The sequence below is a fragment of the Streptosporangium oxazolinicum genome, from assembly GCF_039537505.1.
GTDB lineage: Bacteria > Actinomycetota > Actinomycetes > Streptosporangiales > Streptosporangiaceae > Streptosporangium > Streptosporangium oxazolinicum.
In genome coordinates, this window is the sequence record NZ_BAABAQ010000001.1 from 286,451 (window position 1) to 304,782 (window position 18,332).

The following is an 18,332-nucleotide window of genomic DNA, read 5'->3' on the forward strand; positions in this document are numbered from 1 at the left end:
TGCCATGTCTGCCCATAAACGGTAATTCAATCCTTTTGCACTACGATTGTCCGCTTATGGTCGTCATTAAACTTCTACGGGGCGGTTTGTGTAGAAATGTCCTTTATGTTCCACGAGGAGAACGCGGGTCGATGCCGTGCTTGTGCAGCGTGGAAACCATCCAGCGTGAGAGGCGCACGTGGCCGACGAGGGTGGGGTGGACACCGTCGGGCAGGACCGCTCCGCGACCCCAGCCCCGGCCGTGCGGGCCGAGGGGTTCGAACGGGTCGAGGAACGGCACCTCCTGCCGGTCGGCGGCGAGCGCGACGGCCTCCCGCACGCCGTAGGCCCACCGGGGAGCCTTGGTCATCCAGATCGGGCCGACCAGCACGATCCTGGTGTGCGGCCACCGCCGCCTGACCAGCTCCACCAGGTGGACGGCCGCGCTCTCGATCCTGACGGCCTCGATCCTTCGGTCGTTGCGCCCCCCGGAGATGATGAGCATGTCGGGTTCGGGACGCCAGGAGAGCTCCTTGACGAAGGAGTCCCGGAAGGTCCGGCCCACCCTGCCGGGGTTGACGAAGCCCGTTCCGGCGGCGCCCGCGGTGATCAGCTGCCAGCCCAGCTCACGCGCGACCCGGGCCGCGTAGCCGTCCCATCCCCGTACGGGACCCGACCCGACCGTGAAGCTGTCGCCGACGATCATGACGAGCGGGGCCTGGGGCTGCCGGGTGGACGGGGGTTCCGTACCGGCGGACATCGGCGTGGTCGTGCCGTCTCCGGGGCTACATCCCGAAATAAGGCAGGAAATCGCTACAAGAAATGCGACCGTGAACGCCCACGGTCGTCTACGTACGGGCGCGCGCATGCCACCTCGGGAAACGTCGGGCTCCCGACATGATTGCAGATGTCCCCCGACGCCCGTGGCGACTCCGTCCCACGAACACGACCGGCCTCGCGGGTCCGGCCCGGCCCATCGGATCGGAGCGGCACCACCGACCCGGAACGGCACCGTTCACACCGCGACCGCACGGCCCACCCAGCCCGGCGCCGCCCTCCACACCGCGACAACCCAGCCCGGCGCCACCGTTCATATCGCGAGAACCCGGCCCGGCATTACCGTGCGCACCGCGACCGTCCGGGTCACCACCGGACCGAGGTGACGCCGTGGGACGGGGACGGGTCAGCTGACCTCGGAGGGGCTGACGGACCAGGTGTTGCAGTAGGCGATCCTGGCGTACTTCCAGCCCTGGTGGAGCCAGGCGGCGTAGTGCTCGCCGCTGCCGTGGTCGCGCCGGGTGCCGCCGTTCTGGTCGTCACCGCGCCCGAACTCCGTGCGCAGCACCTCCTGCCAGCGCGCGTTGGTGACCCCCAGCGGGACCCGTACGGTGCGGACGAAGGCCCCGGAGAGGCACTGCGCCTGGAGCTCGTGGCGGCGGGAGTGGGCGTCCTGGGCGCTACGGGACTTGTTGGAGACCTCCCACCACCAGGCTCCGCCGATACCCGCCATGCTCTGCACGTGGTGCGCGTACTCGTGGGCGAGTACGGCCAGGTAGGGCACGTGGTTCCTGGCCGGATCGACGTCACCGCTCTGCTCGATCACGTGGCTCAGGCCGACGTACATGCCCCGGTTGGACGGACAGTAGTAGGCGGAGGCGTTGGCGTCGGGGTAGGTGCCGCAGGGCCCGCGTCCCGGACGGGACCAGTAGACCTTGCGCGCCGGGAGGAAGACCGCTCCGGCCTGGGAGAACTTCGCCGACCAGGCCCGTTCCAGGCAGTCGGTGACGGCGTTGAGGTAGGACAGCATGTCGCGGGGCTGGGTCGAGGGCCTCGGGGCGCGGCACGACGTGGGGCGCATCAGGCCCGTGCCGTACAGCGGGTTGCGCTTGAGCCGGGCCGCGGTGTCCGAGCGTCGCATGTAGCGGAGGTCGACGGCCAGGTTCCGCCGCGCGGCGACCGGCGTGATCTCGACGTCGCCCAGCGAGCCGAGGTTCAGCTTCTCCGGCGGGGTGAAGTCCGGCGTGGTGATCTCGGTGTCGCCCGTCTGCTGGGGGATCGCGCTCCTCGTCGCCACCGGGGCGGTGCCGGGACCGGCGGGAACCTCGGTCTCCTCCCCACCTGCCAGGCCCGCGATCACCACGACCGCGGCGAACGCCGTGGCGAGAACGCCGAGCACACCGAAGGCCAGCGGGTTCGACCCCCGTGGGCGCATGCGACCGCCTCTCCAAAGAGTTGATCTCCGGGCGGCAATCTAGCGGATGCAACCACATATGGGTTTATGAGTGGGAAAAAATGGATATGGGGTCGGCCGTCACGGGCCGGTGGATCTCGCTAAGCTCCCGACACATGGCGGCATCTTCCTCGCACCGAGCGGCCCTCCCGCATCGAGCGGCCCTCCCGCGCCGAATGGTTCTCCCGCGCCGAACGGCCCTCTCCCGCAGGGTGGCTCTCTCCCTCCGAGCTGCCGGGAGTCTGGCCTCGGTGGCCGTCCTCGCGCTGGCACTCAGCGCGTCCCCCGTCCTCGCCTCCCCCGCCCTCGCCTCCTCCACACTGGCGAGCGGCCCGACCGGCGCCGAGTCCCCCCAGGCGGGGCGGGCCGGTGCGGGGACCTCCCAGGCCGTGCAGACCACCCGGGTCGCGCAGGGCGCGCAGGCCGACAAGGTGACGAGCACGACGGTCCAGCTGGAGCTCCGGCAGGACGGCGTGCTCCACGTCAAGGAGGAGGTCGTCTTCGAGGGTGACGCGCCGTCGCGCGCCCTCGTCGACCGGACCCGCTACGACGACGGCAGCGACCGGCTCTACCGGGTCACCGACCTCAAGGGCGACGCCACGCTGACCGGCGAGACCATCACCCTGAAGGGCACGGGAAGCGCCACCCTGGAGTACGACGTCCAGGGCGCCGTCACACCGTTGGCCGACGCCCAGGAGCTGCGGTGGTACGCGGTGGGCGCCTGGTCCGTCCCCGTCGAGCAGGCCAGGGTCAGTGTGAGCGGACCGGCCGCGATGCAGAGCCTGTCGTGCTTCGCCGGTCCCCTGACCTCGGCGATCGCCTGCACCGAGGCGTCCATGGACCACACGGGCGTCACCGCCGAGTTCGGGCAGCAGGACCTCGGCGCCGGTGAGGTGCTCACCGTGGTCGTCGGCTACCCCACCGGTGCCACCAGGGGCGTGCCGGTCCTGGAACGCCGCTTCGAGCTGTCCAACGCCTTCACCCTGAACGCCGTCACCGGCGGCGCGCTGGCCGGACTGCTGATCCTGATGCTCGGCGGCCTCGCCCTCCTCTACTGGACCCGGGGCCGCGATGCCCGCGTGGTCGGCCACGAGTCGGGTTCGCTCAGCGGCGTCGAGAACGGCCACTTCGCCCCGCCGGACGGCGTCCGCCCCGGCCAGATCGGCACCCTCATGGACGAGCAGGCCGACGTGATCGACGTGACCGCCACGATCGTCGACCTCGCCGTCCGGGGCTACCTCAGGATCGACGAGCAGCCCCGGCAGACGTACGAGACCCCCGACTGGAGGCTCGTACGGATGCCCACCGCCCAGGTCGCCTCGCTGATGCCCTACGAGCGTGAGCTCTACGACGCCATCTTCGACGGCCGTGACGCGGTGCTGCTCTCGGAGCTCCAGGGATCGTTCGGGGCCAAGCTGGGCAAGGTCCGCGAGGCGCTCTACCGCGACGTGGTCACGCAGGGCTGGTTCGCCCGCCGCCCCGACACCGTCCGTACCCGCTGGACGACCGTCGGCGTGGCCCTCACCGGCCTCGGCGTCCTCGCCACCGTCGGGCTGGCCTGGTTCACCACGTACGGGGTGCTCGGCCTGGCTCTGATCATCGCCGGGGCCGCCCTCGCCGTGGGCGGCCAGTACATGCCCGCCAAGACCGCCAAGGGCGCGGGCGCCCTCGCCCACACCCTCGGTTTCAGGGAGTACCTGTCCGGCGCCGACATCGGCGGGGACGTCCCGGTGGCCCAGCGGGTGGAGCTGTTCTCCCGCTACCTGCCCTACGCCGTGATCTTCGACAGCGTCGACCGCTGGGCCCGCGTGGTCTCCTCGGTCACCGGAAACGGCGAGCAGGCCGACCACCTGTACTGGTACCACGGCCCGGCCGAGTGGGACCTGTCCAGGTTCGCCGACTCGATGCGGACCTTCACCATGACCACCTCGGGAGCGATCTCCACCACCCGCCAGTTCCGCTCGCTGTAAAACCTCTTAGCGACCGTCGTACGCGGGATCCGTGGCGGCTACCGTACGCGGATCTCGCCCACGGGACGCCCCCCGCCGAGCAGGACCCCGGCGGCGAGCTCGCCGAGCCCGGGGGCCTCGAAGCCGAGAGCGGTCAGGGCCGCGACGGTGACCGGGACCCGGGCGCGCTGGCCGCCGTCCTCGACCTTGACGGTTCCCGAGCGCCCGTCGGTGAAGACGAAGGCGTCGAAGGCCTCGGCCCCGGCCTTGACCAGCAGTCCGGGGACCGCCCGCATCAGCCGGGCCTCGGGGCGGGTGGTCCCCGACGTCCACTCGGGGTGGGCGCGGAAGGCGTCGGCGACGCGGCGCTCCGGGGTGTCCTCATCGGCCCGGACGAGGGCGCGGAACGCCCGCGTCACGCCCAGCATCGAGACGAAGAACAGCGGGGCGCCGCAACCGTCCACCCCACTGGCGGCGACGCGCTCGCCGGTCAGTTCCTCGACCGTGGCGCGCACGGCCCGCTGCAGCGGATGCGCCGGGGCGAGGTAGGTCTCCAGCGGCCAGCCGTTGGCCACGCAGGTGGCGAGCATCGCCGCGTGCTTGCCCGAGCAGTTCATGTAGACCCTGGCCCGGCCCCCTCCGGAGCGCAGCACCTCGTCGCGGGAGGCGACGTCCTCCGGCAGGTCCTCCGGGCAGCCGAGCGCGCTCTCGTCCAGACCGGCCCCGGCCAGGATCCTCCGTACCCCGTCCACGTGGAACGGCTCCCCCGCGTGACTCGCGCACGCCAGCGCGAGCAGTTCCCCCTCCAGCGGGAGCCCGGCGCGGACCATGGCGAGCACTTGCAGGGGCTTCATGGACGAGCGCGGCGACACCAGGGCGTCCACCTCCCCGTGGACCCTCACCAGCGACCCGTCGGCCGCCACCGCGAGCATCCGCGCCCGATGGGTGGACTCCACGAACCCCGAACGGACAACCTCGACGAACAATGACTCAGCAGACACCTTTGTCTCCTTTCGTCCGAAGTCTAGGGATGCCCGGGAGCACGGGATGATGGGGGCATGCGTGCGGTCGTACAGCGGGTGAGTTCCGCGTCGGTGGTGGTGGACGGCGTGACGGTCGGGGCGATCGACGAACCGGGGCTGCTGGTCCTGGTCGGCGTGACCCACACCGACACGCGCGCCGAGGCGGCCAGGCTCGCCGCCAAGCTCTGGGGCCTGCGGATCCTCTCCGGCGAGAAGTCCTGCTCCGACATCGGCGCGCCACTGCTGGTGGTCAGCCAGTTCACCCTGTACGGCGACGCCCGCAAAGGCCGCCGCCCCACCTGGCAGGCAGCCGCCCCGGGGCCGGTCGCCGAACCGCTGGTGGAGGCGGTCTGCGCCGAGCTGCGCGGGCTGGGCGCCCGGGTGGAGACGGGGGTGTTCGGCGCCGACATGAAGGTCGGCCTGACCAACGACGGCCCGATCACCCTCGTCCTGGACATCTGAGCCCCCTCCGGGGCCGTACGCCTCCCGGAAAACCGGAGTGGCCCGGAAGTCACGGCATCCGGGGAAGCCGGGGTGCCCAGATCGGGACGTGCCCGGGAACCGGGGCGGTGCCTGGGAGCCGGGGCGTGACATCCGGGCATGCCGGAGTGGCCCGCCCCGGACGCGACACCGTCAGATGTCGTCAGCGGATGCGGCGGCGCAGGCCCGGGTCGATCTGGACGTTGCGCCCGGCGTCCGGCGGCACGATGATCTCCTGGGACGCGGCCACCCCCCCGGCCTCCAGCGTGGCGTCCACCGGCACGGTCCGCTTCACCACGGCCAGCGCGACCGGGCCCAGCTCATGATGGCGCGCCGAGCTTCCCACGAAACCGACCTCCGCGCCGTCGAGGGTCACCGGGGTGCCGTGCTTGGGCAGGGTGTCGACGCTGCCGTCCAGGTGCAGGAAGACCAGGCGGCGGGGCGGGTGGCCCAGGTTGTGGACGCGGGCCACGGTCTCCTGGCCCTTGTAGCAGCCCTTGTTGAGGTGGAGGGCCGAGCCGATCCAGCCCACCTCGTGCGGGATCGTCTTGTGGTCGGTCTCGAAGCCCAGGCGGGGACGGTGCCCCTCGATCCGCAGCGCCTCGTACGCCCAGAGCCCGGCGAGCCCCAGCCCGAGCCGACCGGCCAGCAGGTCGCGCGGGAGCAGGACGTCCCGGCCGACGGCGACGGCCCCCTCGGGCAGGTCGGGGCGCGCCTCCCCCGCCACGGAGACCACGGCGTAACGATCCGTCACGTCGGCGACCTCGACCCTCAGCATGAACCGCATCTTGTCGAGGAACGCGGCCACCTCCGCGCCGGTGCCCGGCTCGACGTGCGCCCACACCGCCTCGCCGTCGTCGACGAGGACGAGGTGGTGTTCCACCCTGCCCTGGGCGTCCAGCAGCAGCGTCTCGGTGGGCTGACCGGGTTTCAGGTCGTCGAGTTTCTGCGAGCTGAGGCTGTTGAGCCAGCTCAGACGGTCGGGTCCGGAGATCCGGACGACCTCGCGGTTGCTCCGGTCGACCATCGCCTCTCCGGCGAGCAGCGCGCGCTGCTCGGCGAACGGGTCGCCGTAGTGTCCGGCGACGTCGGCGTCGGGGGTCTCAGCCGCGACCGCGCCGGGAGTGTCCAGCAGAGGGCTTCGCATACCCACAGCCTACGAGGCCCCGCCGATGCGAACGGCAGCGGCTCCGCCCGATCTTCACGTGCTTCGAGCAGGGGCGCGGTTATTGTGTGGATCCGCTCCGTCACCTCCCATACAGTCGCCGCAGCGCGACTTCGTCACCGGGAGCAGATCATGCGAGTGCACTATCCCCGCACTCCTCACCTGCCCTGGTCTCCGGGAGCCGCCTCGGACGACGTACGCGCCGGGAGCCTGTCGGGGCTGGTGGGCCGGGAGGTCGTCGTCACCGAGAAGCTCGACGGGGAGAACACCACCCTGTACCAGGACGGGACACACGCCCGTTCGCTGGACTCGGCGCACCATCCGTCCCGCGCGTGGATCAAGGCCCTGCACGGCAGGATCGCCAGGTTCATCCCGCCGGGATGGCGGGTGTGCGGCGAGAACCTCTACGCCCGGCACTCCATCGAGTACCGGGACCTGGAGAGCTGGTTCTACGCGTTCTCCGTCTGGGACGGCGACCACTGCCTCGACTGGGACAGGACGGCGCGCCTGGCCCGGCGGCTGGGAGTCCCGGTCCCGCCGGTGCTGTGGCGCGGCACCTTCGACGAGCGGGCGCTGCGGGCCTTGCGCCTGGACACGGCGCGGCGGGAGGGGTACGTCGTGCGGACCGTCGCCGGGTTCCACCGGGAGGAGTTCCCCCACCGCATCGCCAAATGGGTGCGTCCACGCCATGTCCAGACGAGCGAACACTGGATGCTCGCGCCCGTCGTCGAGAACGGTCTGAGCCCGGTCGCCGCGCTGTGGGACGTGCGGTCGGGAGCCGATCCGGACGTTCAGGCGCTCCTCGCCGCGACGGGGGTGACGACCGGTGACCTGGCGGGACACGCGACACCGGCCGCCGGTGCCCACGCCGCCACCGCGACACGGGCCGCCGACACCCCCGCCACCGCGCCGTCCGGCTGGGGAACGACGACCGGTGGCCTGGCGATGTCCGGTGACCCGGCGATGCCTGGCGGTCCGGCGATGTCCGCACCGCCGGAGGCCGTCGCCGTCGAGCGTGCCGGGGCGGTCGTGGCCGACGTCTCCGCCAGGCTCGACCTGCTGGGCCGGACCGGGGACGCCCGGCTGATGGGCGTCCTGGCCGCCCTGTTCCGGGGCACGCGCCGGTCCTGGCTGGCGCCCGCCCTGGTGGCCCCCCTCGGCATGCCCCTGGCGCGGCGGGTCGCCGACCTGGTCGAGCTGCACCCCCGCCTGCACCGCGACTTCCCCGACGAGGCACGCAGGACCGGCCTGGTGCGGCTGGCCGTCGCGGCTGATGTGGGAGTCCTGCACGCGGTGGCCGCCGCCGCGCTGACCGGAGGCGCGGACGGCGACGCCGCCGACGCGCGCGAGCAGGTCGCGTGGTCGGAGCTGCACGCCGACGAGGCCGGTCTGCTCGGCGAGGCGCCGCTGGAGCCGCTGCGCCTGGGCCTGCGCCGGGCACTCGGCGACTGTGACCCCGAGGTGGCGGACCGGTGCTGGGCCGAGACCCGGGAGGCCTACGCGCTGGGCCGGATCACCACGGCCGAGGGGGGCCTGGCGCTGAGCCGACGCCGGCGGTCCGGCGGGTTTCCCCGGCTCGTCGTCATGGTCGGCCCGTCGGGCAGCGGAAAGAGCACGTTCGCCGGAAACCTCACGGACACCGGCGCCGTCGTCGCACTCGACGACCTGCGCCAGGCGCGTGGCTCCCGGTCCGACCAGCGGGCCAACCCGGCGATCCTCCGCGAGGGCCTGCACCGGCTCGACGCGCTCCTCGCCGTCGGCGGAACCGTCGTGTGGGACGCCACGGCCCTGAACCGGCACCAGCGCTCCCTGGTGCACACCGTGGCCCGGAGGCGCGACGCGCTGACGACGCAGGCGGTCATGCTGGTCCCCGGCGACCTGCTGGCCCGGCGCAACGCGAGCCGTACGCACCCGGTGCCGCCGGAGGTGCTCTCGGCCCAGCTTCGCCGCTTCTCCCCGCCGTACGCGGGAGAGACGCACCGTACCTGGTACATCGGGCCGGAGGGGACCGTCCTCGACGTCGCCGGGGCCCTCGACGGCGACGGAGCCTCCGAGGGAGCCTTTGAGGGCGACGGAGTCTTCAACGGCGATGAGGGATGAGCATGCGGACGAGCGAGGAGATCTTCCACCGGATCCGCTGGGATCCGCGGTTCGACCCGGCGCGGTTCGTCCTGGGGATAAACATGCGCGGGGCGGCGCCCAAGCGTGTGCCGCTGCCCGCGTTCGTCCCGGGGGGTGACATTCCCTGGCACCGGATCCTGTTCGTCGAGGCCGACGGTGAGAGGGTCTGGGACCGGGCGGCGGACCTGGATCTCATCGACTCCTCCCAGGCCGGGCGGGTGCGGGATCCGCGCAGGCTCCGGGAGCCGTTCTTCACGGCCAGGACGCCGTTCGCGTGGGATCCGGTCGCGGGCTGGCGTCCCGCGCCACCCGTACCGTCCATGTCGGCCGGGTACGCGCCGACGGCGACGCGCCTGCGCGTGCTGACCTGGAACACCCTGTGGGACCGTTACGACAGTGACCTGCTGGACACCGCGCGGCGCCGTCCGCTGCTGCTGGAGGAACTGGAGCGGGCGGACGCGGACGTCATCGCGCTCCAGGAGGTCGAGGCCGAGCTGCTCGGCATGCTGCTGCGGACCCCGTGGATCCGTTCCGCGTACACGCTGAGCACCGATCCCACGGGCCGGGACGTCGACGACAACGGGCTCCTCCTGCTCACCCGCCTGCCCGTGCTGGAGGTGGGCGCGCACGCCCTCGGCCCGCACAAGGCCGTCACCGCCGTCACGGTGGAGTCCGCCGCCGGACCGATCGTGGTGGCCGTCACACACCTCAGCAGTGACCACTCCGGCAACGGCCCCGCCCGGCGTGGTGCCGAGCTCACCCGGATCGCCGAGGTGCTGCTCGGCGTGGACGGGGACGTGATCCTGCTGGGCGACCTCAACGACGGCGGGAGCGGGCCCGCCGAGGTGCTGGGCCTGCGGGACGCCTGGACCGAGATCCACGGCCCCGGGGACCTGACCGCCACCTTCGATCCGGGAGTCAATCCGCTGGCGGCCCTCTCCTCGCTCTCCGGCCGCGCGTCCCGGCTCGATCGCGTACTGCTGCGCGGCCACGACCTGCGGGTCACCGCCGCGGCGCTGCGGGGCGACTCCCCGACGGCCGACGGCCTGTTCGTGTCGGACCACTACGGCGTCGTCGTGGACGTCGCCACCGGCGAGAGCGGGCACGACTCCTCCGGCGCCCCCCGGCCCTCCGGGGGCACCCGGCTCCTCCAGAATCCGCGGCCCAGCAGGGGCATCCGACTCCTCGGGGGCACCTGACTCCTCCAGGGGCCGCGGTTCGGCGGGGACACACGGCTTCTTCGGCACCCACCGCTCCTCAGGAACCCCCGGCGTATCCGGTGTACTGGACGCGCGGCCGACGGCGCGGACGGCCCTGGTCTGGATCCCCCCGGCCGAACTCTGGCCGGAGATCCAGGAGATCCGCCGGGAACACGATCCCCAGAGCCGCCGATGGCCACCGCATGTCACGGTGATGTTCGGTTTCGTACCGGAGTCCTCCTTCGAGGAGGCGGCTCCCGTCCTGGCCGCCGCCACGGCCTCGATCCCCCCGTTCACCGCCCGGCTGCGGGGCGTGCGCGCCTTCACCCATCGTGACGGTTCCACGGTCTGGCTCGACCCGGCATCGGGCGGGCCGGAACCCTGGGCCGCGCTGCGCGCCGCGCTGGAGCGCGGTTTCCCGAACTGCCAGGGCCGCTCCGACGGCTACACCCCACACCTGGCCCTGGGGAAGGTCCGGGATCCCGAACGGTTCACCGCCGACTGGGAGACACGGCTGGGCGAGGAGACGGCGCCGGTCGGTGAGCTGGTCCTGCTGTCACGCCGGGGCGAGGAGCCCATGCGGCCCCGGGCGACCGTCGCTCTCGGAGCGGGCGAGGTGCGCTGGCTCGACCACGGGACACACCCGCCCGGCTCCCCGCCGGATCCGGCGCGTACCCCGGAGGACGGCCACGGCGAGGACGATTCCGGGGAGGCTCGCGCCCGGGAGGTCGTGGAGCGGCTGCGGTCCTCGCTGACGGAGGGGGTCGTCCATGTCGCCGGTTCACGGCGCCTGGGCTGCGCCCTGCCCGGCGCGGACCTGGACCTGGTGGCGGCGCTGCCCTCGACGGCCGACCTCACGGATCTCACGGCTGTCGAGGCACGGGTGAGGACGGCCCTGCCGGAGGCGACCGGGTTGCGACGCGTGATCGGCGCCAGGGTGCCCGGCCTCCGGTTCCGGGTCGGTGACCTGGACGTCGATCTGGTCGTCATACCGGTCACAGCCGCCACGACGGCCACGGACACCACAGGGGACACCGAGGGCACGGCGGTCACGGGCGTCGCGGGGGCCGTGAACGTCACCCCCGCCGAGGCCGTGTCGCGCCGCGTCGAGCTGGGCGAGGCTTCGGCGATCGCGCTGAGCGCGGTCAGCGACGCCGACGCGGTGCTCGCCTCGGTCGGCGAACACCGTGCCGCCTTCGCCGGACTGGCCCGGAAGGTGAAGGCATGGGCGAGGGCGCGCGGGCTCGACTCGGCTCCGTTCGGTGGGCTGCCAGGTCTGGCCTGGACCGTCCTCGCGGCTCGTACGGTGCGCGAGGCCGGTGATCTTCCGCCGGGCGACCTGCTTCGCCACTTCTTCGGCACGTGGGCCGCGTGGGACTGGCACCGGCCGATCAGCCTCGGGCCGGAGGCTCTCATCCCCCGGACGGAAGGCACACCGACCATCCCTGGGACGGAAGGCACACCGACCGGCCTGGACAGCCCGGTGACCGATCCGGGCGAACCGCCGATCGGGGCGAAGGGGTCGCCTGAGGGATCGGACGGACCGGCGAGGTCGGACAGATCAGCTAGGTCGGACAGATCAGACGGGTCGGGCAGATCCTCGGACGGAAGGCCCGGCGCGGCTGTGTCGATCATGACCCCTACGGCCCCCGTCCGCCTGTGCAGCGAGCAGGTCGGCAGCGGTGGGCGAGACCTCCTGGCCCAGGAGTTCTACAACGCGTGGGAGATCGTGGAGGCGGCGTCGGAGACCGGCCGGGACCCCCGGCCCGAGTTGCTGTCGGCACCGCCGTCGCACCGGCGGCACGCCGCGTGGGCGGTGGTGACCGTGCGGGCGGGACGGTCCGAGGGGTTCGAGGTGACGCTGGGCCGCGTACGAGGCCGGATGCGCGCGCTGCTCACCGCCCTGGAATACGCGAGGGTACGGGACGCACACGCATGGCCCCGGCCGTTCGAGACCGGCCCGGGAATCGCCAGGTACGCCGTGGGACTCGGCCGCACGCCACCGGACGCGGCCGGGCTGACCGAGATCACCGCTCCGTGGGCGGCGGGGCTGCGCGGAGTCGGCGTCGAGTGGGCGGAGGGCGGCGAGGTGCCCACACTCGACTGATCACGCTCCGGCCCAGGTGGCGCGACCGAAGGTGAACCCTCGTCCTCGCCACTGGGGATCACCCTCCAGCGAGTGCTCTCCGACCCCCATATCGGTGCGTACGGGCGTCATACCCCTCGGCCCGATCGCATGCCGGTGGTGAGCGTCGCGCCCCTCAGATCGAGGGTCACGCCTCAGCCGAACGTCACGCCTCAGGCCGGGCGTCAGTCGCGGCAGTTGCGGCAGCGGCCGAAGACCGTCAGGTGGTGCACGTCGGTGAGGAACCCGAGCTTCTGGTCGAGGTTGCCGACGAAGTTCTCCACCAGATCCGGGCTGACCTCGCTGATCTCCCCGCAGCCACGGCAGACCAGGTGCACGTGATCGGCCTCGGACGTCAGGTGGTAGGTGGGGGCGCCGTGCCCGAGATGGGAGTGGGTGACCATGCCGAGCTCCTCGAGGAGCTCAAGGGTCCGGTAGACGGTTGATATGTTCACCCCGCGCGCGGTCTCCCGCACCCGGGTGCAGATCTCCTCTGGAGTGGCGTGCTCGCAGGCCTTGACCGCCTCAAGCACCAGCTGGCGTTGCGGAGTGACCCGGTAACCGCGCGCCCGCAGTTCCTCATGCCACGACGTCTCGGTCATATCCAGAGTCTATGAGCACCGGGACGCTCCTCGCCCTCCTACGGCCCGAGAGACCGGAGGGTACGGCCGGCTTCGGGGGGCGGCGGCGGGCCGGGAAAAAACATTTGCCCCGGGGGTGCGGAGTTTCATAACGTACAGGCACGCCGAAAGGAGGTGGTCCGAACGATGGTTGATCATAGTTGGGCTAGCGAGGTGGCTGTCCGCTAGGACGCCGCGACCGGACTCTGTCCGGGCGTCTGCGACGTTCGGCGAATCCACGACAATCACCGGAACCCCGGGCCGCCGGAGGCGGGCGATCCCGCCTGTAGTCCACCGGCCCCCCTGCCGAGCAGGGGGAAGTGGCCCGGGGTTCTTCCCTTTCCAGCATCTCTCTTCCCACGGATCCCGCTCCCGCGAAGCCGCCTCACCGGGAGTCGCCTTGCGGTGAAACCTGCTCACGCGGGCACGTCGGCCGTCACTCCTGGAAGTCGGGGTTGGCGCAGTGCAGCGGGCGCTCGCCGCCGAGGATCCTGACGATGTCCTCGCAGATCATCCGGGTGTGGTTGATCTCGGTGTCGTAGGTCCCGGAGCCCAGGTGCGGGGTGAGCACCACGTTGTCCATGTCGGCGAGCGGGTGGGCCGGGTCGAGCCACTCCCCGGCGAACCGGTCGAGGGCCGCGCCGCCGAGATGCCCCGCCCTCAGGGCTCCGACGAGGGCGTTCATGTCGTGCAGGGCCGCGTCCGCGGTGTTGACGAAGATCGCTCCGGGCTTCATCGCGGCGAACTCCATCGCGCCGACCAGCCGGCCCGCCGACGCGGAGGCGTGTACGGAGACGACGTCGGCCTGGGCGAGCAGGACGTCGAGTCCGTACCGGTTCTCCGCCGCCTCGGGGTCGTGGACCATGACGCGCATGCCCAGCCCCTTCATCCGCCAGGCCACCGCGCGGCCGACCGCCCCGTAGCCGATCAGGCCGACGGTCCGGCCCGCGAGCTCCCACGCGCGGTGCCGCCGGTAGGAGGCCATGCCCCGCCGGACCTCCCTGTCTCCAACCGCCACCCGGCGGGTCACCGCGAGGATCAGGGCGAGGGTGAGCTCGGCGACCGCGTCGGCGTCGCGGCCGGGGGCGCAGACGACGGGGATGCCCTTCGCCGTGGCGACCGGGAGGTCCACGTTCCCCGCCTCGCTGCGGGCGCAGCCCACCACCAGCAGGGGAAGCTCCAGGACCGGCCCCGCGACCTCGTCGGACTCGGTGATGAGGATGCGCGCGCCGGTGTCCGCGAGTTGCCGGGCGAGCTCGGCCGCCTGATGGGGACGGTGGTCGGCCGGGTCGTAGTGGACGTCGATCAGCTCTCTCAGGCGGTTCCACTCCTGACCTCGCATCGGCGCCAGTACGAGTGCTCGTGGTTTCACCGCGCCTCCTTTTTCAGGAAATTTTGGTATCTGGGAGCTTTCCACGAACGTCCCGATCGGTCTCGACAGTGACCGGACCGTCACCAACCGGCCCGCAGGCTCCTCCCGTCTCTCCGGTCGAGAAAAGGAGCTTCACGGCGAATGCCGACCGGACGGCATTCGCCGTACGAGATCACCGTCCCCGCCGAACCCCGCTCGGCTCCCGCTCGGGGGCGTGAAGGCGACAGAGGAGGAATAGGGCTGGAGAACCGCGGGCGTGTTTCGCGCGAAGCCCGGCCGGTGGGCGGGATCCGCCCGGCGACGTTATCTCGTACGGCGATCAGTGCTCGCCGCGAGCGGGGACACCGAGGGCGGCGCAGGCGTCACGGTAAAGGCGGACGACCTCCGCGCGGACCTGGGCGCGTTCGGTCAGCGTGGTGCTCCAGGGAACGCGGACCGTGACGTCCCGCCCGCCGACCACGGCGGCGAACTCGATCGCCTCGGCGTCGACGCCGGTCGTCGTCGCGCCGGTGGCCTCGGGCTGCCCACCGAGGCCCCTGCAGATCAGCAGCGCGTCATCGGCGTGGTCGTCGTTCATGTGGCGCTTGATGGCCTCGACCACATCGGGGGTGAAGGGAGTGCTCATGCCCCCAGAGCGTAACCAGCCCCCCGCCCGACTCGCTCGCGGGCACCGCGCGGGGAACCGGCCTCACCCGGCGGCGGGTGCGTACCGAAGCATCCCACCCCGCGGCCTGGCCACCCGGCGGCAGGTGCGTACCGAAGCGTCCCACCCCGGCCTGGCCACTCGGCGGCGGGTACGCGGCTGGTCACGGGCACCGGCCCTGCCCCCACCCAGCACCGTGACGTCCCGGCTCATCCGCCGTCGGCCACGGACCTCACTCGGTGTCGGGTACGAAGTCGCCGGCCCTCTTGAGCTCGGCCGAGATGTGGGACTGGAGCGGCTGCCCCATGGAGGCCATGTCGTACGCCCACATCAGGTTGCCGTTGACCAGGCCGTAGAGGCGGTGGCCCGCGGTGTACTCCTTCGCGGTCGCGGTGCGGGCCACCACGTCGGTCTGGAGCTCGATCTTGTTGAAGACCACCTCGCCGACGTAGATCTCCACGATGCCGGTGGGGTGTGACAGGCACACCTCAAGCTGGCGGCCGGGGAGCTGCCGCCAGAAACCGGTCTCGGTGCCCAGCGGGCGCACCTTGTTGCCCGCCTCGTCGAGCAGCCAGGTGCGGCTGGTGTAGGTCAGGAACGGCTTGCCGTTGTGACCGAAGACGATCTCCTGGCCGAAGTTGAAGCTCTCGATCGTCGGATATCCTCCGACCCCGGCGCCTTCCCATCGGCCCACGAGGAAGGCGATCGGCTCAAGATCGGGATGCAGTTCGGGAACGTCCATGGAAACGAGCCTAGAGCCGCTCCGGTATGGTTCGCGCCGGTGACACCGGGCCACATAGGCTGCCAACATGGCACGATCACTGGTGATCAAGGTTACCGCAGGCGAAGATTCACCTGAGCGCTGCAATCAGGCGTTCACGGTGGCCGCGGCGGCGTTGGCGAGCGGGGTCCCCGTCTCGCTCTGGCTGACGGGCGAGTCCGCCTGGTTCGCCCTTCCCGGCCGGGCGAAGGAGTTCACCCTCCCGCACGCGGCCCAGCTCGGCGACCTGCTCGACGCGGTGCTCGCGGGCGGCACGGTGACGCTGTGCACGCAGTGCGCGGCCCGGCGGGACATCACGGTCGACGACGTGATCGAGGGCATACGCATCGCGGGCGCCTCCACCTTCGTGGAAGAGGTTCTGGGCAAGGGCGTCCAGGCCCTCGTCTACTGAGACCTGAAGCCCTGAGGTCCTAAGAGCCTGAGGTCCTTAGACCTGGGCCCGAGGCCATCGGAACACCCGCCCGTCGAGCCCTCGGCGTCGAGTCACCGGCCGCCCGGCAAGACCGGGCAGCCGGTTTCCCGCGCCGATGACACACCCCGCCGATAAGACATCCCGCCAGTGAGACACCCCGCCGATGAGATGTCCTGCCGGTGAGATGTCCCCATCGACAGGACGCCTCCGTCAGCGGGGCCGCCCCCGTGATCAGTGAGGCAGCACCGCGGCCAGGCGCTCCTCGCGGAGACGGTCGAACCAGGCGTCGTCGATCGGCGGCAGCTGGGCACCCACCGCCCAGGTGAGCAGCAGGTCGGCGAGGCCGGGGTTGCGGGCGAGCGCGGGGCCGTGCAGGTAGGTGCCGACGATCTTGCCGGTGTAGCAGCCCTCGGTGCCGTCGCCGTTGCCGACGCCGACCGCCGTACGCGCCAGCGGCCGGATCCCGGCCCCGAGCCGGGTGACGCCCATGTGGTTCTCGAAGCCGGTCAGCGTCGGGATGCCGAGCGCCGGGTCCGCCTCCCCCGCCAGCTCGCCGACGGCCCGGCCCTGGCCGCGCCCGCTGGAGATGTCGATCAGGCCGATGCCGTCGACCGGCTGACCCTCCTCGCCGCCGAACGTGGTGCCCATGATCTGGTAGCCCGCGCACACGGCCAGCAGGGCCGCGCCCCGCTGGATGGCCCGGTGCAGGCCGCCGTCGCGCCGGAGCCGCTCGGAGGCCAGGATCTGCGGCCGGTCCTCACCGCCGCCGATGAGGTAGATGTCGCCGCTCTCGGGAACCGGGTCGGCCGAGCGTACGTGCACGGTCTCGACCGGAATGCCCCGGCGCTGGGCGCGCTGCTCCAGGACCAGGACGTTGCCCTGGTCGCCGTACGTGCTCAACAGGTCCGGATAGATCCAGACAAGGCGCAGGGCGCTGTCAGACTGCACGACCGAACTCCGATCGGATCTGCTGGAAGGCGGTGTAGTTGGCGATCACGTCGACCTTGCCCGACGGCTGCGCGGCGAGCGCCTGTTCGAACGAGTTCGCCAGCTGGAACGGTACGTCGGCCACGTCCAGCCGGAGCGCGAGGTCGAGCCGCCGCTCACCGGTCACGAAAACCGGCCTGCCGCGTAGCACGCGGTAGTCGACGTCCCACAGCCACGAGGTGTCGCGGCCGTCGGGCCCCTGGGCGTTGACCGAGAGGATCACCGGAAGCGAGGCGTCGAGCACGTCGAACGCCTCCAGCCATCCGGCCGGGTTCTTGGCGAGCAGCAGCCGGGCGTGCCGCCCGTCGCGTTCCACCGTGGTGTATCGGCCGGCGACCGACCTGACCTCGCGCAGCCGGGGCAGTGCCCGCTCGACCGGCAGGCCGAACACCTCGGCGGTGGCCAGCGCGATCGCCGCGTTGGCCCGGTTGGCGCGCCCGGGGAGCTGGATGTCGAGCACCCAGCGCTGCCCGCGCGGGTCGATCACCGCGTCGTCGTCGAGGATCCAGGACGGCTCGGGCCGCCGGAAGGTGCACTCGCGGCAGGCCCAGTCGTTCTCCCCCGCGCCGGAGGGGGCCCCGGAGCCCATGCTGCCGGGCGGGACGTACTCCATGCCCTTGCGGTCGAGGGGGCCGCCGCACTGGGGGCAGCACCAGGAGTCTTCCTTCCACGGCTGCCCCGCCGAGACCCAGGTGACCGAGGCCGCGGTGGAGGCGCCCCAGGTCACCAGCGGGTCGTCGGCGTTGGCGATCACGTGGGTGTTTCTCCCCGCCAGCGCCCGCCGCCACTTCTGGGCGAGCAGCCAGATCTCACCCGCCCGGTCCATCTGGTCGCGGCTAAGGTTCATCAGGCAGATGACCCCGGCACCGGTGGTGTCGATCACCTCGGGCAGGTACTTCTCGTCGACCTCCAGCACGCCGTACGGGGCGTGCTTGGCCGACGACAGCGCCGAGACGTGCCCGGCGGGCATGTTGGCGCCGAAGGCGTTGGTGGCGACGTCGCCGAGCTCCGACAGCGCGGAGGTGATCAGACGCGTCGTCGTGGTCTTGCCGTTGGTCGCGCTCACCAGCGCGAGCTTGCGGTCGTGCGCGAGCTTGCGCAGCAGGTCGGGCTCCAGGACCAGGCTGACCCGGCCCCCGATCACCGATCCGTCGCCGCGCCCGGTGACCCGGGACAGGGTCGCGGCCGTCCGGCCGAGAGCGGTGGCGAGCTGCGCCCGCAGCGGAAGCTGAGTCATGCCGTCTCCT

The 18,332-nt window shown here is 72.0% G+C and carries 16 protein-coding genes; 6 read left to right on the top strand and 10 right to left on the bottom strand.

The window, feature by feature from the left end; translation table 11 throughout:
- Positions 1 to 103 precede the first annotated feature (103 nt).
- Positions 104 to 739, bottom strand: a complete 636-nt coding sequence (locus ABD817_RS01360) for an SGNH/GDSL hydrolase family protein (protein ID WP_344914068.1) — start codon at positions 737 to 739, stop codon at positions 104 to 106.
- A gap of 423 nt (positions 740 to 1,162) precedes the next feature.
- Positions 1,163 to 2,191 carry a neutral zinc metallopeptidase gene (locus ABD817_RS01365; RefSeq protein ID WP_344914071.1) on the bottom strand — a complete coding sequence of 343 codons (1,029 nt, stop codon included), beginning with the start codon at positions 2,189 to 2,191 and terminating at the stop codon, positions 1,163 to 1,165.
- Between the two features lie 269 nt (positions 2,192 to 2,460).
- Between ABD817_RS01365 and ABD817_RS01370 the strand changes: the two genes are divergently transcribed.
- Positions 2,461 to 4,179: a DUF2207 domain-containing protein gene (locus ABD817_RS01370; RefSeq protein ID WP_344914074.1), complete on the top strand. Its 1,719-nt coding sequence runs from the start codon at positions 2,461 to 2,463 to the stop codon at positions 4,177 to 4,179.
- Between the two features lie 38 nt (positions 4,180 to 4,217).
- On the opposite strand, the gene ABD817_RS01375 is transcribed toward ABD817_RS01370, so the two are convergent.
- Positions 4,218 to 5,159, bottom strand: a complete 942-nt coding sequence (locus ABD817_RS01375) for an asparaginase (protein WP_344914077.1) — start codon at positions 5,157 to 5,159, stop codon at positions 4,218 to 4,220.
- Between the two features lie 57 nt (positions 5,160 to 5,216).
- Between ABD817_RS01375 and dtd the strand changes: the two genes are divergently transcribed.
- Positions 5,217 to 5,642 carry a D-aminoacyl-tRNA deacylase gene (dtd, locus tag ABD817_RS01380; protein ID WP_329089692.1) on the top strand — a complete coding sequence of 142 codons (426 nt, stop codon included), beginning with the start codon at positions 5,217 to 5,219 and terminating at the stop codon, positions 5,640 to 5,642.
- Positions 5,643 to 5,823: 181 nt separating this feature from the next.
- Here dtd and ygfZ read toward each other — a convergent pair whose 3' ends face one another.
- Complete coding sequence (ygfZ, locus tag ABD817_RS01385; RefSeq protein WP_344914081.1) at positions 5,824 to 6,807, bottom strand: CAF17-like 4Fe-4S cluster assembly/insertion protein YgfZ; 984 nt, start codon at positions 6,805 to 6,807, stop codon at positions 5,824 to 5,826.
- 150 nt (positions 6,808 to 6,957) lie between these two features.
- Here ygfZ and ABD817_RS01390 point away from each other — a divergent pair, with 150 nt between their 5' ends.
- The 3 genes from ABD817_RS01390 to ABD817_RS01400 all read left to right on the top strand — a co-directional run bounded on the left by ABD817_RS01390 (position 6,958) and on the right by ABD817_RS01400 (position 12,252).
- Positions 6,958 to 8,925, top strand: coding sequence for an RNA ligase family protein (locus ABD817_RS01390; protein WP_344914084.1), 1,968 nt, complete (start codon positions 6,958 to 6,960; stop codon positions 8,923 to 8,925).
- Positions 8,922 to 10,145, top strand: coding sequence for an RNA repair domain-containing protein (locus tag ABD817_RS01395; protein ID WP_344914087.1), 1,224 nt, complete (start codon positions 8,922 to 8,924; stop codon positions 10,143 to 10,145). The genes ABD817_RS01390 and ABD817_RS01395 overlap by 4 nt, the downstream gene beginning before the upstream one ends.
- Before the next feature lie 124 nt (positions 10,146 to 10,269).
- On the top strand, positions 10,270 to 12,252 hold the full coding sequence (locus ABD817_RS01400; protein WP_344915568.1) for a poly(A) polymerase: 1,983 nt from the start codon (positions 10,270 to 10,272) through the stop codon (positions 12,250 to 12,252).
- 203 nt (positions 12,253 to 12,455) lie between these two features.
- Here ABD817_RS01400 and ABD817_RS01405 read toward each other — a convergent pair whose 3' ends face one another.
- From ABD817_RS01405 to ABD817_RS01420, 4 genes are all read right to left on the bottom strand, one after another.
- Complete coding sequence (locus ABD817_RS01405; RefSeq protein ID WP_344914093.1) at positions 12,456 to 12,872, bottom strand: Fur family transcriptional regulator; 417 nt, start codon at positions 12,870 to 12,872, stop codon at positions 12,456 to 12,458.
- A gap of 454 nt (positions 12,873 to 13,326) precedes the next feature.
- Complete coding sequence (locus ABD817_RS01410; protein ID WP_344914098.1) at positions 13,327 to 14,262, bottom strand: NAD(P)-dependent oxidoreductase; 936 nt, start codon at positions 14,260 to 14,262, stop codon at positions 13,327 to 13,329.
- Positions 14,263 to 14,581: 319 nt separating this feature from the next.
- The gene (locus ABD817_RS01415; protein WP_344914102.1) at positions 14,582 to 14,887 is read right to left on the bottom strand and encodes a DUF2470 domain-containing protein; all 306 of its coding nucleotides are present in this window, start codon (positions 14,885 to 14,887) and stop codon (positions 14,582 to 14,584) included.
- A gap of 250 nt (positions 14,888 to 15,137) precedes the next feature.
- Positions 15,138 to 15,647, bottom strand: coding sequence for a heme-binding beta-barrel domain-containing protein (locus ABD817_RS01420; protein WP_344914105.1), 510 nt, complete (start codon positions 15,645 to 15,647; stop codon positions 15,138 to 15,140).
- Positions 15,648 to 15,714: 67 nt separating this feature from the next.
- On the opposite strand from ABD817_RS01420, the gene ABD817_RS01425 reads away from it, so the two are divergent.
- On the top strand, positions 15,715 to 16,077 hold the full coding sequence (locus ABD817_RS01425) for a DsrE family protein (RefSeq protein WP_344914110.1): 363 nt from the start codon (positions 15,715 to 15,717) through the stop codon (positions 16,075 to 16,077).
- A gap of 252 nt (positions 16,078 to 16,329) precedes the next feature.
- On the opposite strand, the gene ABD817_RS01430 is transcribed toward ABD817_RS01425, so the two are convergent.
- Both ABD817_RS01430 and ABD817_RS01435 read right to left on the bottom strand, forming a co-directional pair.
- A complete protein-coding gene (locus ABD817_RS01430) occupies positions 16,330 to 17,046 on the bottom strand; it encodes a type 1 glutamine amidotransferase (RefSeq protein WP_344914115.1) in 717 nt (238 codons plus the stop codon).
- Positions 17,036 to 18,322, bottom strand: coding sequence for a MurT ligase domain-containing protein (locus ABD817_RS01435; RefSeq protein ID WP_344914119.1), 1,287 nt, complete (start codon positions 18,320 to 18,322; stop codon positions 17,036 to 17,038). Before ABD817_RS01435 ends, ABD817_RS01430 begins: the two co-directional genes overlap by 11 nt.
- Positions 18,323 to 18,332: the final 10 nt, after the last annotated feature.

Excerpts from the sequence above, each read along its gene's own strand:
- ABD817_RS01365 (WP_344914071.1), bottom strand. The coding sequence starts at position 2,191 with ATGCGCCCACGGGGGTCGAACCCGCTGGCCTTCGGTGTGCTCGGCGTT.
- ABD817_RS01360 (WP_344914068.1), bottom strand. The coding sequence starts at position 739 with ATGTCCGCCGGTACGGAACCCCCGTCCACCCGGCAGCCCCAGGCCCCG.
- ABD817_RS01425 (WP_344914110.1), top strand. The coding sequence starts at position 15,715 with ATGGCACGATCACTGGTGATCAAGGTTACCGCAGGCGAAGATTCACCT.
- ABD817_RS01405 (WP_344914093.1), bottom strand. The coding sequence starts at position 12,872 with ATGACCGAGACGTCGTGGCATGAGGAACTGCGGGCGCGCGGTTACCGG.
- ABD817_RS01435 (WP_344914119.1), bottom strand. The coding sequence starts at position 18,322 with ATGACTCAGCTTCCGCTGCGGGCGCAGCTCGCCACCGCTCTCGGCCGG.
- ABD817_RS01395 (WP_344914087.1), top strand. The coding sequence starts at position 8,922 with ATGAGCATGCGGACGAGCGAGGAGATCTTCCACCGGATCCGCTGGGAT.
- ABD817_RS01415 (WP_344914102.1), bottom strand. The coding sequence starts at position 14,887 with ATGAGCACTCCCTTCACCCCCGATGTGGTCGAGGCCATCAAGCGCCAC.
- ABD817_RS01420 (WP_344914105.1), bottom strand. The coding sequence starts at position 15,647 with ATGGACGTTCCCGAACTGCATCCCGATCTTGAGCCGATCGCCTTCCTC.
- ABD817_RS01390 (WP_344914084.1), top strand. The coding sequence starts at position 6,958 with ATGCGAGTGCACTATCCCCGCACTCCTCACCTGCCCTGGTCTCCGGGA.
- ygfZ (WP_344914081.1), bottom strand. The coding sequence starts at position 6,807 with ATGCGAAGCCCTCTGCTGGACACTCCCGGCGCGGTCGCGGCTGAGACC.
- dtd (WP_329089692.1), top strand. The coding sequence starts at position 5,217 with ATGCGTGCGGTCGTACAGCGGGTGAGTTCCGCGTCGGTGGTGGTGGAC.